Origin of the sequence: Natronoarchaeum mannanilyticum (assembly GCF_039522665.1) — an archaeon.
Lineage (GTDB): Archaea > Halobacteriota > Halobacteria > Halobacteriales > Natronoarchaeaceae > Natronoarchaeum > Natronoarchaeum mannanilyticum.
The window spans coordinates 80371-94747 of the sequence record NZ_BAAADV010000002.1 but is presented as its reverse complement, the minus strand read 5'-3'; the positions used below and the strand labels follow the sequence as shown (position 1 = coordinate 94747).

Annotated in this window: 14 protein-coding genes and 1 tRNA gene; 8 read left to right on the top strand and 7 right to left on the bottom strand. The window is 68.7% G+C overall.

Annotation, left to right across the window (positions count from 1 at the left end):
- Window positions 1-116: 116 nt before the first annotated feature.
- On the bottom strand, window positions 117-1379 hold the full coding sequence (locus ABDZ81_RS08185) for an MgtC/SapB family protein (RefSeq protein ID WP_343773507.1): 1263 nt from the start codon (window positions 1377-1379) through the stop codon (window positions 117-119).
- A 254-nt stretch (window positions 1380-1633) separates the two neighbouring features.
- Window positions 1634-1909 (bottom strand): PadR family transcriptional regulator, encoded by a 276-nt coding sequence (locus ABDZ81_RS08180; RefSeq protein ID WP_343773469.1) that lies wholly within the window; start codon window positions 1907-1909, stop codon window positions 1634-1636.
- 176 nt (window positions 1910-2085) lie between these two features.
- Here ABDZ81_RS08180 and ABDZ81_RS08175 point away from each other — a divergent pair, with 176 nt between their 5' ends.
- The 6 genes from ABDZ81_RS08175 to ABDZ81_RS08150 all read left to right on the top strand — a co-directional run bounded on the left by ABDZ81_RS08175 (window position 2086) and on the right by ABDZ81_RS08150 (window position 6998).
- Window positions 2086-2358, top strand: a complete 273-nt coding sequence (locus ABDZ81_RS08175) for an amphi-Trp domain-containing protein (protein WP_343773468.1) — start codon at window positions 2086-2088, stop codon at window positions 2356-2358.
- Between the two features lies 1 nt (window position 2359).
- Window positions 2360-2767 (top strand): GIY-YIG nuclease family protein, encoded by a 408-nt coding sequence (locus ABDZ81_RS08170; RefSeq protein ID WP_343773467.1) that lies wholly within the window; start codon window positions 2360-2362, stop codon window positions 2765-2767.
- A 63-nt stretch (window positions 2768-2830) separates the two neighbouring features.
- Window positions 2831-2914: transfer RNA gene (locus ABDZ81_RS08165), tRNA-Leu, on the top strand.
- Window positions 2915-3264: 350 nt separating this feature from the next.
- Window positions 3265-3684 (top strand): DUF8009 family protein, encoded by a 420-nt coding sequence (locus tag ABDZ81_RS08160; RefSeq protein ID WP_343773466.1) that lies wholly within the window; start codon window positions 3265-3267, stop codon window positions 3682-3684.
- 369 nt (window positions 3685-4053) lie between these two features.
- Window positions 4054-5118 (top strand): gluconate 2-dehydrogenase subunit 3 family protein, encoded by a 1065-nt coding sequence (locus ABDZ81_RS08155; protein WP_343773465.1) that lies wholly within the window; start codon window positions 4054-4056, stop codon window positions 5116-5118.
- A 116-nt stretch (window positions 5119-5234) separates the two neighbouring features.
- On the top strand, window positions 5235-6998 hold the full coding sequence (locus ABDZ81_RS08150) for a GMC family oxidoreductase (RefSeq protein ID WP_343773464.1): 1764 nt from the start codon (window positions 5235-5237) through the stop codon (window positions 6996-6998).
- Between the two features lie 163 nt (window positions 6999-7161).
- Here the strand turns inward: ABDZ81_RS08150 and ABDZ81_RS08145 are convergent, their stop codons facing one another.
- The 3 genes from ABDZ81_RS08145 to ABDZ81_RS08135 all read right to left on the bottom strand — a co-directional run bounded on the left by ABDZ81_RS08145 (window position 7162) and on the right by ABDZ81_RS08135 (window position 10072).
- On the bottom strand, window positions 7162-9252 hold the full coding sequence (locus ABDZ81_RS08145) for a DUF7282 domain-containing protein (protein ID WP_343773463.1): 2091 nt from the start codon (window positions 9250-9252) through the stop codon (window positions 7162-7164).
- A gap of 180 nt (window positions 9253-9432) precedes the next feature.
- Window positions 9433-9741, bottom strand: coding sequence for a DUF8036 family membrane protein (locus ABDZ81_RS08140; RefSeq protein WP_343773462.1), 309 nt, complete (start codon window positions 9739-9741; stop codon window positions 9433-9435).
- Window positions 9742-9796: 55 nt separating this feature from the next.
- On the bottom strand, window positions 9797-10072 hold the full coding sequence (locus ABDZ81_RS08135; protein ID WP_343773461.1) for an ArsR/SmtB family transcription factor: 276 nt from the start codon (window positions 10070-10072) through the stop codon (window positions 9797-9799).
- Between the two features lie 142 nt (window positions 10073-10214).
- Here ABDZ81_RS08135 and ABDZ81_RS08130 point away from each other — a divergent pair, with 142 nt between their 5' ends.
- Window positions 10215-11003 (top strand): inositol monophosphatase family protein, encoded by a 789-nt coding sequence (locus tag ABDZ81_RS08130; protein WP_343773460.1) that lies wholly within the window; start codon window positions 10215-10217, stop codon window positions 11001-11003.
- Between the two features lie 96 nt (window positions 11004-11099).
- Window positions 11100-12233, top strand: coding sequence for a DUF63 family protein (locus ABDZ81_RS08125; RefSeq protein WP_343773459.1), 1134 nt, complete (start codon window positions 11100-11102; stop codon window positions 12231-12233).
- Window positions 12234-12260: 27 nt separating this feature from the next.
- Here the strand turns inward: ABDZ81_RS08125 and ABDZ81_RS08120 are convergent, their stop codons facing one another.
- Both ABDZ81_RS08120 and ABDZ81_RS08115 read right to left on the bottom strand, forming a co-directional pair.
- Entirely contained in the window at window positions 12261-12431 is a 171-nt protein-coding gene (locus ABDZ81_RS08120) for a hypothetical protein (protein WP_343773458.1), read from the bottom strand.
- Window positions 12432-12554: 123 nt separating this feature from the next.
- On the bottom strand, window positions 12555-14273 hold the full coding sequence (locus ABDZ81_RS08115; protein ID WP_343773457.1) for a YcaO-like family protein: 1719 nt from the start codon (window positions 14271-14273) through the stop codon (window positions 12555-12557).
- Window positions 14274-14377: the final 104 nt, after the last annotated feature.

The window sequence follows — 14377 nt, the reverse complement described above, 5'->3', positions numbered from 1 at the left end:
TCGAAGTGAGGGGCCGAACCGGTAAAATACCCGAGTGCTTCGGTCGTCGCCTGCGCGGCGGCAGCCGTCGGTCGACGGCGACGCGAGCGAGTCCGGCGCCGACGTCGCCGCGTCGATCAGATCGTCACCGCCGCGGTGGCCGCGCCGGCGCCGAGCAACAGCAGTCCGCTCCAGCCGGCGACCCGGTAGGCGAAGTTCCGATCGGGGCCGAGCCCCGCGAGCGCGACCTTCACGAGGACGCTCGAAGCGGTCGCCAGCAGGATGGCGACGACCGCGGTGCCGGCGTCCAGATCGCCCACCCGGTAGAGCATCACCGCCGACGCCGTCGCGCCGGCGCTGGAGACGAGCCCGGTCGCCGCGGCGGTCGCGTAGAAGCCGAGCCGCCCGAGGTGGATCTCCGCGAGCGAACCGAGGACGAGAACGGCGAGGAACACGAGCCCGAACCCGAGCGCGTTGCGGAGCGAGAAGGGATCGACGAGTTCCATCTCGACCTGCTCGGACCAGTCGGCGGCGTAGACCGCGATCGCCACCGAACCGAGGACGATCGCACCCAACGGGACCAGCGCGCCGTAGAGAACGCGCCCGCCGCCCAGGGTGAACACCAGCGCGATGCCGAGATTTCTGAGGGCCATCGCGGCGTTGGCGAGCAGGATCGCGGCGATCGCGTAGGCGCCGGCCTCGGGGCGCTGGCGAACGTGGTCGATCATCGTCCCGACGACCGCCGCCGAGGACGCCAGCCCGCCGAAAAAGCCCGTGACGGCGATGCCGCGCCCGCCGTAGTTCATCACGACGGCGTAGTTGACGATGCCGATTCCGGCGACCATCACCACCATCAGCCAGGCGACGCGGGCCTCGATCGGTACGGGCGTGCCCAGCACGTCGAGTTCGACGGGCTCGGACGGCAACAGCGGGTAGATCACGAACGCGAGGATGGCGAACTCGCTGGCCGAGCGAAGCTCCTCGCGGGAGAGCCCCCAGGCGATGTCGTGGAGCTCCCGCTTCAGGACGAGCAGCAGCGAGGACAGCACCGCGACGGTGACGCCCTCGATGACGAACTCCGCGGCGACCAGCGCGCCGACGCCGTAGGCGACCAGCATCGACGTCGAGGTCGTCAGGCTCAGTCCCTCGTCCTCCTCGCGGTCGGCGAGCAGCCCCTGGACGGCCAGCAGGACCCCCTGAACGACGACGAGCAGGCCGCCGACGACCAGCAGCGTCTCCCGGTCGAGCACGACGAACACCGCCCCGAGCAGGCTGATCAGCGAGAACGTCCGGATCCCCGCCGTCTTCTGGGACCACTCCCGTTCGAGGCCGAGAAACATGCCCAGCGCCGCGGCGAGCGCGATCCGCGCCACCGTGCTGTCGAGCGCGTCGTCGCCCATCGGCCCGGTCTGGAGAAGCTGGGGCGTCGACGCCGCCGCCTCGGCGACCGCTGGCGACGACGCGGCGTCGGCGAGAGCGACCGACAGCTCGGCGACGGCGGATTCGAACACCGGTGAGGATACGAGAATATCGACCTTAAAGCCGTTGCAGAACGCGGGTCGACGCCTGAGCTATCCCGCTGACGGATCCAGAGGACTGACAGGCGAGCGGTCGAGTCGGGGATGATGAATCGCCGCCGGTCACGCCCGGGCGATCACGTCGACGCGTAGCCCGTCTCCCACTCGATCCTGGCTTCGAGCTCCCGTCGGCCGCGGCGCGTCAGCGTGTACTCGTTGGTGCGCCTGTCGCGCTCGCCTTTCTCGACGAGCCCCTTCTCGACGAGCGTGTCGAGATTCGGATACAGGCGCCCGTGGTGGATCTCCTTCTCGTAGTACTCTTCGAGTTCCTCCTTGATCGCGAGCCCGTGGGGATCGTCCAGCCCGGCCACGACGTACAGGAGGTCTCGCTGGAAGCCTGTCAGGTCGTACATTGGACAACTACCAGTGTGGTTGGAACGTCGGAAAATAAAGATATCGTCTCGGACGGAATCTATCGGTTCTCAACGGTCACACGCCGGATCAGCTGACCACGGACGGTAGCCACGACCCGGGCCCGCGTCGGACCGTAGCCCACCGGCTTATACCGATTCGGCACGTAGGTGCAAGTATGCCAGAAGAAGTGCTGTTCAAGTCCGAGCGCGCCCAGTCCCGCACAGAGATCGCCGAGACGCTGCGCGCCGTCGCCGACAAGCTCGACGCCGGCGAGTCGATCAGCCTCTCGGCCGGCGAGCAGTCGATCGAACTCGACCCCTCGGAGCGACCGGAGTTCGAGATCAAGGCCGAGCGGGAGACCGGCGGGAGCAGCGAGGAGCTCAGCGTCGAGTTCGAGATCGAGTGGACGCCCGGCGCCGAGGAGGACGGTCCCGTCAGCGTCGAGTAGGATGGACGGCGGCACGTACACGCTGCTGATCGAACTCTCCCGAGAGATCGATCTGTCGGTCGGCGCGCTGGGAGTGCGCCCCCTCGACCGGGGCTGGTACGCCTACACCGGCTCCGCGCTGGGAGCCGGCGGCTTCTCCCGCGTCGACCGCCATCGGCGCGTCGCGTCGGGTGAGCACGACGTGCGCCACTGGCACGTCGATTACCTCCTCGGCCACGACGCCGCGGCACTCCGGGACGTCGTTCGCGCGCCGGGCGCCGACGTGGAGTGTGCCGTCGCGAGGGATCTTCCAGGGGGACCGGTCGAGGGGTTCGGCGCCTCGGACTGCGACTGCGAAGCACATCTCGCGTACGCGCCCGCGGAATCCGAACTTCGGCGCCGCGTCGAAGCGGCGTACGCCGACCGCTGACGGCCCCCGGACTCCGGGAAACCGATGCCTTAAACGTGGGCGAGTTCGTTCCTCCGGGTGCGTGCGAGGGTAGCCAAGCCCGGAAACGGCGGCGGACTCAAGATCCGCTCCTGTAGAGGTCCATGCGTTCAAATCGCATCCCTCGCACTGCCAAACAGTGCGGCAAGACGGAGCGTCTTGCCCTCGCAAACTTCTCACACTCCTGCTTTGGTAGCAATGGCTGGGTACGGGGACGAACTCAAGATCCGCTCCTGTAGAGTCTCGGCGAGCGAAGCGAGTCGAGGCAGGGAAGTCGCAGCGCCGAGCGTCAGCGAGGCGACCGTCTTCCCGTGGTCCATGCGTTCAAATCGCATCCCTCGCACTGCCAAACAGTGCGGCAAGACGGAGCGTCTTGCCCTCGCAAACTTCTCACACTCCTACTTCAGTAGCGATGGCCCGGTACGGCGGTAGCGTCGTTCCGCGGGACCGCTAAGTGGGTTCGGCCCCAACCGCCGTCGATGGCGGAGTCAGACGATCCGACCGCGATCCGGTCGATCGCCGTCCGCGGCGACGATCTGGCGGCGGCGCTCGAAGCCGAGATGCGAAGCGGCGGCGACGCCGTGCTCCGGATCACGCCACCCTTCAGCGGGCGGATGCGAGCCCGGCTCCACGTCCCCGGCGACGACGCCTACGACGCGCCGGCGCCGATCCACGTCGGTCCCCGAGAACTGGTCGACGAGCCGCCCGCGTACCCCGAGCCGGCGGAGACGGAAGACGCCCTCCGCGCCGATCCCGACGCCGAGTACACCCGCGAGCGCCACCGCGAACGCCATCAGGATGCCGTGGCGGCGTGGCGCGAAGCGGTCCGCGAGTGCGTCGTCGACGAGGTAACGCTGGCGACCGACGACGAGCACCGGGTCGCCGTCACGCTTCTGTGAGCGTCGGCGTGCGCCTGGCGCGGACGGGGGCGGCACGACCGGGCGAGACTGCATGATCCTGCGCGTAGCGCCGTGACAGCTGCAGTAGCTGTTCACCGGCGGACGTGTCGTCGCGACCACGGGTCACCGCTCGCGGATACCGGGTCGACCGAGACGTTTTGGCTCGCGACAGGTCTTGATTCGTCGACGCGGGCGCGACCGGTGCGGGCTCGTCCGGCCAGCCGAATTACGGTCACATCGCGTACCGGTAACCCTCGAACACTGTCGACGGACGCCTCGATACCGACGAGTGTCACGACAGACGATACATGAGGATTATCTAACCGATCTTCGAATACAGTTTTGAACGGTAGTGTTGGATGTCAACGCGTGTCAGATCAAGACAAACCGCTCGATTTTACGCGCAGAGACGCGATGAAGGTCGGCGGCGGCGTCGTTGCCGGCGGGCTGGCGATCGACCCCGAGGGGTGGTTCACCGACGACTTCGACGTCGACCAGATGCAGGAGGTAGAGCTCGAACCGGAGGGGCTGCAGTACTTCACGATCGAACAGGCCGAGCTGGTCCACGCGATGACGGCGCGCATCTACCCGTCCGACGAGAACGGGCCGGGCGCGCCCGAGGCGGGGGTCGTCTACTTCATCGACCGGCAGCTCAACGACGCCTGGGGCCGGGGGGAGCGGTGGTACATGGACGGACCGTTCGCGGGCGTCGAACCGGTGACGCCGTTCGTCGAGGAGGGCGACCGCGCCGGGCCGGGCGCGGAGATCGCCTTCGAGAACATCGAACCCAGCGCCACGCAGGGGTGGCAGTTCCCGATGGCGCCGAACCAGGTGTACGACCACTCGCTGGACTACGTCGAGGAGTACTGCCAGAACGAGTACGGGTCGAGCTTCGTCGACCTCGATCCCGGCCAGCAGGACGACGTGATCGAGTCGCTCCAGCGCGGCGAGGTCGACACCTTCCGGGGCGTCACGCCGGAGGCGTTCTTCCGGATGCTGCGACAGAACACCCTCGAAGGGATGTTCGCCGACCCGATGTACGGCGGGAACCGCGAGATGGTCGGCTGGCGACTGAAGAACTTCCCCGGGACGCCGGGCGCGCTGGGCAGCTACCGACAGATCATCGATCAGGAGGAGTACGTCGCGCCCGAGGAGTACCGCTCGATTGCCGACGACGTCGATCAGGTCGCCGATCTCGGACCGACCGGCGGCGTCGATCCGGCGGCCGGCAACGTGACCGAGGCCGCCAACGTGTCGGAAGAGAACGCGACTGACGGAGGCGGCGACCCGACGGGGAACTCATCGGACGGCGGCAACGCGTCGGACGGCGGCAACGCGTCGGACGGCGGCAACGCGTCGGACGGCGGCGGCAGCGACGGCAACGTCGCAGGCGAAGGAGGAGGAGGAGCGAACAGTTCGGGACACTCGCACTGAGCGGCGCCGCCGGCGCGTAGACCATCGCAGATCGAGGAGAGAGCGGGGCGACGGGACCGAGTACGGGGCGACCAACGACGCGCTGCCGGATTGCAGCGCACGACCGAACATCACAGATGGCACAACAACTCGATCCGGTCGACGTCGTGACGGTCGGCGTCGGCTGGACCGGCGGAATCGTGGGCAAAGAACTCTCGGAGGCGGGCTACGAGGTCGTCGGCCTGGAACGGGGCGGCGAGGTGTCGACCGAGGACTTCCTGACGGTCCACGACGAGCTGGGGTACGCGCTCCGGTACAAGCTGATGCAGGACCTCTCGAAGGAGACGATCACCTTCAGAAACAACGTCGACCAGACGGCCCTGCCGATGCGGCGGTACGGCGCCTTCCTGCCGGGGACCGGCGTCGGCGGCGCGGGCGTCCACTGGAACGGTCAGACCTGGCGCTTCCTGCCGTACGACTTCCAGATTCGCTCGCACACGATCGAGCGCTACGGACGGGACGCGATCCCCGAGAACATGATGCTGCAGGACTGGGGGATCACCTACGAGGAACTCGAGCCGTACTACGACACGTTCGAGTACATGGCCGGGATCTCGGGAGCGGCCGGGAACCTGCAGGGCGAAACGCAGGAGGCGGGCAACCCCTACGAGGGCGCCCGGGCGCGGGACTATCCGCTCCCGCCGATGGAGACGCCGCCGGCGCTCGAGCGATTCATCGAGGCGACGGAGAACCTCGGCTACAACCCGTTCATGGCGCCCTCCGCGAACCTCTCCGAGGAGTACACCAACCCCGACGGCGCTCAGCTTGGCGCCTGCCAGTACTGCGGGTTCTGCGAGCGCTTCGGCTGCGAGTGGGGCGCGAAGTCCTCGCCGATCCTCACCGTCATTCCGGTCGCCCAGCGGACCGGCAACTACGAGCTCCGGACCCACTCGAACGTCGTCGAGCTGATGTACGACGAGAACGCGGGCCGCGTGACCGGCGTCCGGTACGTCGACGAGCAGACCGGCGACGTGTACGAGCAGCCCGCGCGATCGGTCGCGCTGACCGCGTACGTCCTCAACAACGTTCGGCTCCTCCTGCTGTCGGGAATCGGCGAGCCGTACGACCCCGAGACCGGCGAGGGCGTCGTGGGGAAGAACTACTGCTACCAGAACTTCCAGGCCAGCGCGACAGGGTTCTTCGACGAGCAGTTCAACCTCTACATGGGCGCCGGGGCGCTGGGGGCGTCGATCGACGACTACAACGGCGACAACTTCGACCACGCGGACCTCGATTTCCTCCACGGCGGCAACGTCGCGATCTCCCAGACGGGCGACCGGCCGATCGTGAACAACCCGGTCCAGGAGGACGTCCCGTCGTGGGGCTCGGAGTTCAAGGCCCGGAGCCTGGAGAACAACCACAGCACGCTGTCGATCGCCGCCCAGGGCGCGGTGATGCCGTTCCGGCGCAACTATCTCGATCTGGATCCGACCTACACCGACCAGTACGGCAACCCGCTCCTGCGGATGACGTTCGACTGGCGTCCGCAGGACCGGAATCTCGTCGAGCACATCGGCCCGCAGCTCGTGGAGATCATGGAGGAGATGGGCGCCGAGACCGTCGAGGGCAACACGTCCCTGGAGGGGAGTTTCGACATCGTCCCCTACCAGTCGACGCACAACACCGGCGGGGCGATCATGGGGTCGGACCCCTCGCAGTCGGTCGTCAACAGCTACCTCCAGTGCTGGGACGCCGAGAACCTGTTCATCCCGGGCGCGTCGGCGTTCCCGCACAACAGCGGCTACAACCCGACCGGCACGGTCGGCGCGCTGGCCTACCGGGCCGCCGAGGGGATGCAGCGCTACCTGGGCGACCAGCAGATGCTGGTCAGCCCGGTGTAGGACGTCGTCCGACTTCGGCGTCCCACGGAGTCGGTGGAATCGGCGGCGCCGCGGCGCGGTCGGCGTCCCGCAGGCTCGGGGGTATCGCGAGCGGGCGCTCGTCGGTGCGAAATCGGCGGCGAAAAAGAGCGTCGAACGCGTGGGGAGGGCCGAAAGCGCCAGGTTACCGGCGGGACCGCAGGGCGATCAGGCCCGCGCCCAGCAGCGAGAGCGCGGCGATCGCGACGCCGAAGCCGGGGCTGCCGTCCGACTCGGCGGACTCGTCGTCCGAGCTGTCGGCGTCGTCCATCCCGCTGGACTCGTCCGTGTCGTCCATCCCGTCAGACCCGTCCATGTCGTCGGAGTCGTCCATGTCGTCAGACTCGTTCATCCCGTCCGATTCGTCCAGGCCGCCGGACGCCATCACCGACGCGTCGGCGACGATGGCGCCGCCGTTAGCGGTGTAGGGCCCGTCGCTCGCGCCCTCGTCGGCGACGAAGTCGTACGTCTCGTCGCCGTCCGTGTCCATGTGGGGCATCGCGACCGCGACGCCGTCTTCCTCGTAGGGGCTGTCGAGACTGATCTCGACGTTCTCGTGGGTACCCGGACCGAGGTACTCGCTGGTGCCGCGAACGCTATCGAACACAGCGCCGTCGAGAACCGTCGCGTCGTGGATCGTGACGAACCCGCCGTTCGAGAGCGTGACGGAGTCGACGACGATTGATCCGTCGCTCTCCTGGTCGCTGATCGAGACTGCGGCCGGAACGCTCACCGTCCCGGCGTCGACGACCGCGCCGCCGTCGGCGGTGAAGGGACCGTCGGCGCCGCCCTCGTTCTCGACGAAGTCGTACATCTCGTTGCTGTTCGAGTCCGTGTGAGGCATCGCGACGAGCGAACGCGTCTCGCTGATCGGCTCATCGAGCGTGACGGTCACGTTCGCGTGGTGGCCCGCTTCGAGGTACGCGCTCGTGCCGATCACGCTGCCGAGCGTCTCGCCGGCGAACAGGCTGGAGTCGTGGATCGTCACGAACCCGCCCTCGGAGAGATCGACGTCCTCGACGACGACGCTGGTGCCGTCGGACGTCTGGTCGGCGAGCGAGACTGAGGCCGAGACGGTGACCATCCCGACGTCGACGACCGCGCCGCCGTCAGCGGTGTAGGGGCCGTCTGCGCCGCCCTCCTCGGCGACGAAGTCGTAGGTCTCGTTACCGTTCGAGTCCGTGTGGGGCATCGCGACGAGCGTGTCGTCCTCGGTCAGCGGATCGTCGAGGGCGACCGTCACGTCGTGGTGCAGCCCGGGTGAGAGGTACTCACTGGTGCCGCGAACGCTGTCGAACGTCTCGCCGTCGTTGATCGATGAGTCGTGCATCGCGACGAAGCCGCCCTCGGGCACGAACACCCGCTCGACGGTGACGTGGTTGCCGCCCGAGGCCTGAGCGTCGAAGGTTGCGCTCGCTTCGGCCTGGACTGTCGCGGTCGCGGTGTCGACGATCGCGCCGTCGTCGTCGACGTAGGGACCGTCGGCGCCGCCCTCTTCGGCGACGAAGTCGTACATCTCGTTGTCGTTCGAGTCGGTGTGGGGCATCGGGATCACGGTCGCGTTCTCCGAGAGTTCGTCGTCGAGGTGGACCCGCACGTTCTCGTGGTGGCCCGCTTCGAGGTACTCGCTGGTGCCCCGGACGCTCGCGAACGTCTCGCCGTCGAGCAGGCTGGCGTCGTGGATCGTCACGAACCCGCCCTCCGAGAGCTCGACCGAGTCGACGACGATCGAGCCGCCGTCGGTGGGCTGGTCGGAGATCGACACCGCGGCCGAGACCGTCACGTTCGCGCTCGCCGCGACGGCGCCGCCGTCGGCGGTGTAGGGACCGTCGGCCTCGCCGTTGCTGGAGACGAACGTGTACGCGCGGTCGCCGTCGGTGTCGCGGTGGGCCATCGCGGTGAGCCGCTCGTCATCGTTCAGCGAGTCCGCGAGCGTGACCGTCACGTTCTCGTGGGTGCCCGCTTCGAGGTACGCGCTCGTGCCGGCGACGCTGCCGAGCGTTTCGCCGTCGGCGAGGCTGCTGTCGTGGATCGTCACGAAGCCGCCGTCGGGGAGCGTCACCTCGTCGACGGTGACCGTCGTGCCGCCGGACGTCTGATCGGCGAACGTCACCGACGCCGCGTGGTTCGAGGTTGCCGCTGCTGTATCTCCCGCCGCTGCGGGCGCCGCGCCGACCAGCCCGACGCTGGTCGTCACGACGACGATCATCAGTGCCGCGGTGATGCGTTGCCGCATACTCCGACGGTCGGAGAGGTATTTAAAGTCGGTTTCCCGAACTGTCACCCAATTTCGTTCGTATTCCGTTCCAAAACGCGTACAGTGTCCATCTATGCGGCGATATCGATATCGGGGGGCGAGCGAACGGAATATAAAAACGAGCGCGAACGATACGAGCGACCGGCGGGACAGCGAGGCTCAGTCCCAGGTGACCCACGTCAGGAACGCCAGGCCGACCGTCTGGCTGACGTGGAGCAGCATCTGGGCGCGCCAGACGATCGGCGGCACGGCCGCGCTGTGCCACCAGGGCGAGAGGTCGGGATGGACGAGATAGAAGTACAGGTTCAGCAGGTTCTGGGTGAGCAGGAACGCGGCGAACAGCAGCAGTCCCAGCGTGTGCTTCGATCGGAACTGCAGGTAGTTCCGTCCCCAGACGTAGCCAAGCACCAGCAACAGCGCTACGTTCGCGAGGACTGCCACGCGCACCACGTCGACCCAGAGCGTCATCTGTCCACCTCTATCCATCCAGTCCGGTTATACTCTTTCCCAAATTCGTACATAGTTAGTTCACCTGTTCGAGGATCTGTTCGACGGTGTCCCAGTGGTGGCGCACCCGGTCGGTCGGCAGGTAGATCGCGCCGTAGTCGTCGCCGCTCTTCTCGGCGATCTCGTTGTCCTGCAGGACGTCGAGGTGGTGGCGAACGGTCTTGTAGTCCAGTTCGAGGTCCTCCGCGAGCTGGTTGGCGTTGCGAGGCCGATCGTCGATCGCCCGGAGAATCCGCGCGCGGTTCGCTCCGCCCCGAGTACCCGTAAACACGTACCACAGGACGGCCTCCATTAGTAGTCGAGTGGTTTGCAATCCTTGTAATAGCATCGACACAGGTAGTCGTTCGGCAAGTAGCGCAGCCGAGAAACCGCGCGGCGGCGATCGGAGGCCGAGCATCGACGCCCCTAACTGCCGCGGCGGCGGTACTCGACCCATGGAGATCGACGATCCCGCGAGCGTCGCAGAGCGCGCGGCACGGGCAGGCGGCGAGACGGCCGCCGAGACGTTCCGCGGTCGACTCGACGTCGAGACGAAGGAGAACGAGGCCGATCTCGTCACGCAGGCCGACCGGGCGGCCCAGCGGACGGTACTAACCGAACTGCGCGACGCCACGCCGGACGTGCCGATCGTCGCCGAGGAAGAGGACGCCAGAAAGGACGTGCCCGCGGACGGGCCGGCGTGGATCGTCGATCCGATCGACGGCACCGCCAACTACGTCCGTGGGATCCAGGTGTGGGCGACCAGCGTCGCAGCCGTCGAGGACGGCGAGCCGATCGCCGCGGCGAACGCCTTGCCCGCGCTCGACGACGTCTACGTCGCCGACCGGTCGACCGCCCGGATGAACGGCGAGCCGATGGCGGTCAGCGAGCGCTCGAACCCGGCGGCGTTCGCGGTCGCGATCGCGATGTGGTGGGGGTTCACCGAGGGCGGCGAGTACGGCGATACGATCGCTCGGCTCGGCGAGCGGTTCGGCGACCTCCGCCGGCTGGGCTCCGCGCAGGCCACGCTGTCGCTGGTCGCGTCGGGCGCGCTCGACGGCGCGGCGACGCCGATTCCGCCGAACCCGTGGGACGCCGTCGCAGGGGTACAGCTCGTCCGAGCGGCCGGCGGCGTCGTCACCGACGTTCACGGCGACCGCTGGACGGTCGACAGCGACGGACTGATCGCATCGAACGGCCGCGCTCACGAGCGGCTGGTCGAGGCCGTCGGCGCGGACGACTGAGTCGCTCCGACGTCCTCGATTCGGTCGGCGCCGGCTCGTGCGCGTCGCGTACCCGAGACCGGAACGCTGAAACCCCGCGCATACGGGCACTCCTGTATGGACGAGCTGTCAGATCGGATCGATCCCGCCCGGGCGTGGGTCGCGGTCGCCGGGGCGATCACCTCTCTTTTCGTGCTCGGCTCCGCCCTCTTCCCGGGCCGCGTCTACGACGGCTTCCTCTGGCGCTACTACTGGGGTCCCGTGGTCGCGGACGGCACCCGGGGCGAGGCGTGCGCCGTGCGTCACAACGGCGAGACGACGTTCTACGACTCGGTCGCCCAGTGCCAGGAGGCGGCCGGCTACGCGGCGACGCCGGGGTACACGACCGTCTCGACCGTCACGTACGCGCTGGTGCTGGTGTTCATGCTCGTCGGCGTCTACTTCCTGATCCGGCGGCTGGACTTCGACTACTCCCCGGCGACGTTCTACGCGCTGGTTCCGTTCGTCTTCTTCGGCGGAGCGCTCCGGGTCGTCGAGGACGTCTCGGTCGCCGTCGATCCCGGGTCGCCGGTGGCGATCTCGTTCCCGCTCAGCGCGCTGTTCATCAGCCCCTTCATCTACTTCACCGTGTTCCTCGTGACGCTCGTGAGCGTGCTCGGCAGCATCGCGCTGGCACACCGCGACGTCGTCGAGCGCTTCCAGGTCCCGCTCGCGGCGGCCGGGACCGCCGCGCTCTCGATCACGCTGGCGTGGCTGGCGTACGCGATACAGGTCGCCGACGTCGTCGAGTTCAACGCCGTCGTTCCGCTGGTCACGCTCGGCGGCGCGACGCTTTTGGCCGGCGCGACGTGGCTGGCGATCGAGCGGTTCGCGCCCCACGTTAACCGCGGCACCGGCTACATGGGGCTGGTGATCATCTGGGGCCACCTGGTCGACGGCATCGCCAACGTGCTCAGCCTCGACTTCGGGCCGGAACTGGGACTCCCCGCGTACGCCCCGAAACACGTCGTCAACGGGTTCATTCACAACGTCACGCCGCAGATACAGCCGGCGTGGATGACGGAAACGATCGGCGGAACGTGGCCCTTCATCTTCGTCAAGCTCGGCGCCGCCGTCTTCGTCGTCTGGGTGTTCGACGAGCGGATCTTCGAGGAGAGCCCCGGCTACTCGCTGCTGTTGCTGGTGACCGTGCTGGCGGTCGGACTCGGCCCCGGGTCGCGGGACTTCCTCCGCGCGACGCTGGGTATCTGAGCGGCGAACCGCCGCTCGATTTCGTGTTCAACTGACTCTGTTCAGCGTCCGTTCCGGAAAGTACCGGCCCCCGCAGTCGACGCACTCGGCGACCGGAACGGTCTCGGCGACGTCGACGTCGAGCGCGTCGCCGGCGATCGTCCGCTGTGTCAGGTCGCCCCCGCAGGTCGCGCAGGGGAGCTCGAACTCGGTCGTCACGGTCGACCCTCCCCCTCGATGATCCCATTCATGCGTATAATTGGCACACCACGTAATTGTACGGTAGACGGTCTCTTAAAACTATAGCGCGATCGGGTCCGAAGCCCCCGAGTCGGGCCCGAGTCAGGGATACGGATGCATCCGCCGATCGAGTCGCGGCTCGAACCCGAGATCGTCGGGCACCGAGCGCGCTCGCTCGCCGAAGACGGGATCACCGGTGAACAGCGGCTGGGCCGAGGGCGCGAGCGCGCGGACGACCTCGAAGCCGATCCGGTCTAGATCGCGCGGCGTCAGTCGGACGCCGTACGGCGTCAGGCCGGCGTCGCTCGCCCGCTCGACGACGGCGTCGAGCTCGGCGGTCCCCGTCGGCGGGTCGTCGGGGCCGACCGAGTCCGCGGGTACCGGGCCGCCGGCGTCGAGGAACGCTTCGGCCTCCGCGGGGAACTCGGCGTACGCGCCGATCGCGCCGCTCTGGTCGGCCGCCTCGTCGGCCCCCATCGAACGCAGCTCCATCCAGTTCTGGAGCGCCTCGGCGAGGGCGCCCCGCGCCGCCGCGACCGGATCGAGGTCGGCGTCCGAGCCGACCGCGAAGCGGGGCCACTCCCCCTCGCGGTGGACCGCGACCGCGACGACCGGAACGTCGACGTCCTGCGTGACCAGCAGCGGCGTCACCGAGAGGCCCTCGCCGGCGGCGCGGCGAGCGAGCGCGTCGAACCCCTCGTCCTCGACCGAGAGTTCCAGCGGCTCGAACGTCGAGTACCACGCCAGCATCGTCGCGTCGCGCTCGATCACCTCGTACAGCCCCGAGAGCAGCGCCTGGACCGTCGAGGCGCCGAGCCCGAGTCCGGTCGTGATCGACGGCCCGAACCGGCGCTCCGGCGGCGGGAAGACGGCCTTCTCGGCGGGCAGTTTCGCCGCGTCGCCGGTCGCCAGCTCCTCGCCCTCGATCCAGGGGAACGAGCCGGCGGAATCGGCGTCGGCGCCATCGGGCAGGACGAACGCCGCGGGCGGGACGGCGTCGTCGAGATCGCCCGGCGGAGCGTTCTCGAAGTCGTCGGTCCGATAGACGGCCGCGCCGTAGCGCTCCAGGGCCTCGCCGAGCGCCTTCATGAACGCCGGGTTCCAGTCGTCGTCGACGCCGGCGGCCTGGGCGGGTGCGCTCGCGTCGCTGAACCCGTCGGTCGCGGCGAGCTGCGCGAGGTAGTACGGCGCCGGGAACGACTCGATCTCGCCGATCGACCGGACGATCCCGACGCGCTCGTCGAGCGCGCGTTCGGCCCGCGTGAGCGCGTCCTCGACGGGCAGCGACTCGTAGTCCCGGTCGAGCGTGCGGTCGGGGGACGTCTCGGCGCACTCGCAGTCGGGCACCGGCAGAAACTCGCGCCGGCTGTGGGGCACCTCGACGACGCCGCCGAGCAGCGACGACTCCTCGCCGGAGAGCAGGGCGACCAGCTCCCGGCCCGCGACCGCGCCGGCCATCCGCACCGCGCTGCGGTCGGCGCTCGGTTCGACCGGCTCGTCCTCGGCGTTGGCGGCGACGCGCGCACGCAGGCAGTCGTGACAGCCCGTCGAGGGCGCGTACCCCGCGACCGCGGCGTCCAGCTCGTCGACGCCGCGCCCGCCGACGCCGCCGACCTCGATCGAGAGCCACGGCGTCCCGCCAGCGAGAGCGGCCTCGTTCGCGCGCTCGAACGTTTCGGCGCCCGCGAGGTCACAGACCACCGCGACGTCGGCCGCCCCGATCTCGCCGGCCGACGCCGACCGCGCTCGCACGTCCACGTCGCCGAGCGCGGCCTCCACGGCGTCGACGGCGGGTCCGGATCCTACGATAGCAACGTCCATGCCAGTGTCTCCGTCGGTACGCCGGTAAAAGGGTCGGAATCGTCGCGACATTGGATCGTCGGCCGCGGACGCGCCGGCCGAACGCGCGATGGTCGAACGCTACG

Excerpts from the sequence above, each read along its gene's own strand:
- ABDZ81_RS08160 (WP_343773466.1), top strand. The coding sequence starts at position 3,265 with ATGGCGGAGTCAGACGATCCGACCGCGATCCGGTCGATCGCCGTCCGC.
- ABDZ81_RS08125 (WP_343773459.1), top strand. The coding sequence starts at position 11,100 with ATGGACGAGCTGTCAGATCGGATCGATCCCGCCCGGGCGTGGGTCGCG.
- ABDZ81_RS08150 (WP_343773464.1), top strand. The coding sequence starts at position 5,235 with ATGGCACAACAACTCGATCCGGTCGACGTCGTGACGGTCGGCGTCGGC.
- ABDZ81_RS08175 (WP_343773468.1), top strand. The coding sequence starts at position 2,086 with ATGCCAGAAGAAGTGCTGTTCAAGTCCGAGCGCGCCCAGTCCCGCACA.
- ABDZ81_RS08145 (WP_343773463.1), bottom strand. The coding sequence starts at position 9,252 with ATGCGGCAACGCATCACCGCGGCACTGATGATCGTCGTCGTGACGACC.
- ABDZ81_RS08140 (WP_343773462.1), bottom strand. The coding sequence starts at position 9,741 with ATGACGCTCTGGGTCGACGTGGTGCGCGTGGCAGTCCTCGCGAACGTA.
- ABDZ81_RS08115 (WP_343773457.1), bottom strand. The coding sequence starts at position 14,273 with ATGGACGTTGCTATCGTAGGATCCGGACCCGCCGTCGACGCCGTGGAG.
- ABDZ81_RS08135 (WP_343773461.1), bottom strand. The coding sequence starts at position 10,072 with ATGGAGGCCGTCCTGTGGTACGTGTTTACGGGTACTCGGGGCGGAGCG.
- ABDZ81_RS08130 (WP_343773460.1), top strand. The coding sequence starts at position 10,215 with ATGGAGATCGACGATCCCGCGAGCGTCGCAGAGCGCGCGGCACGGGCA.
- ABDZ81_RS08180 (WP_343773469.1), bottom strand. The coding sequence starts at position 1,909 with ATGTACGACCTGACAGGCTTCCAGCGAGACCTCCTGTACGTCGTGGCC.
- ABDZ81_RS08170 (WP_343773467.1), top strand. The coding sequence starts at position 2,360 with ATGGACGGCGGCACGTACACGCTGCTGATCGAACTCTCCCGAGAGATC.
- ABDZ81_RS08185 (WP_343773507.1), bottom strand. The coding sequence starts at position 1,379 with ATGGGCGACGACGCGCTCGACAGCACGGTGGCGCGGATCGCGCTCGCC.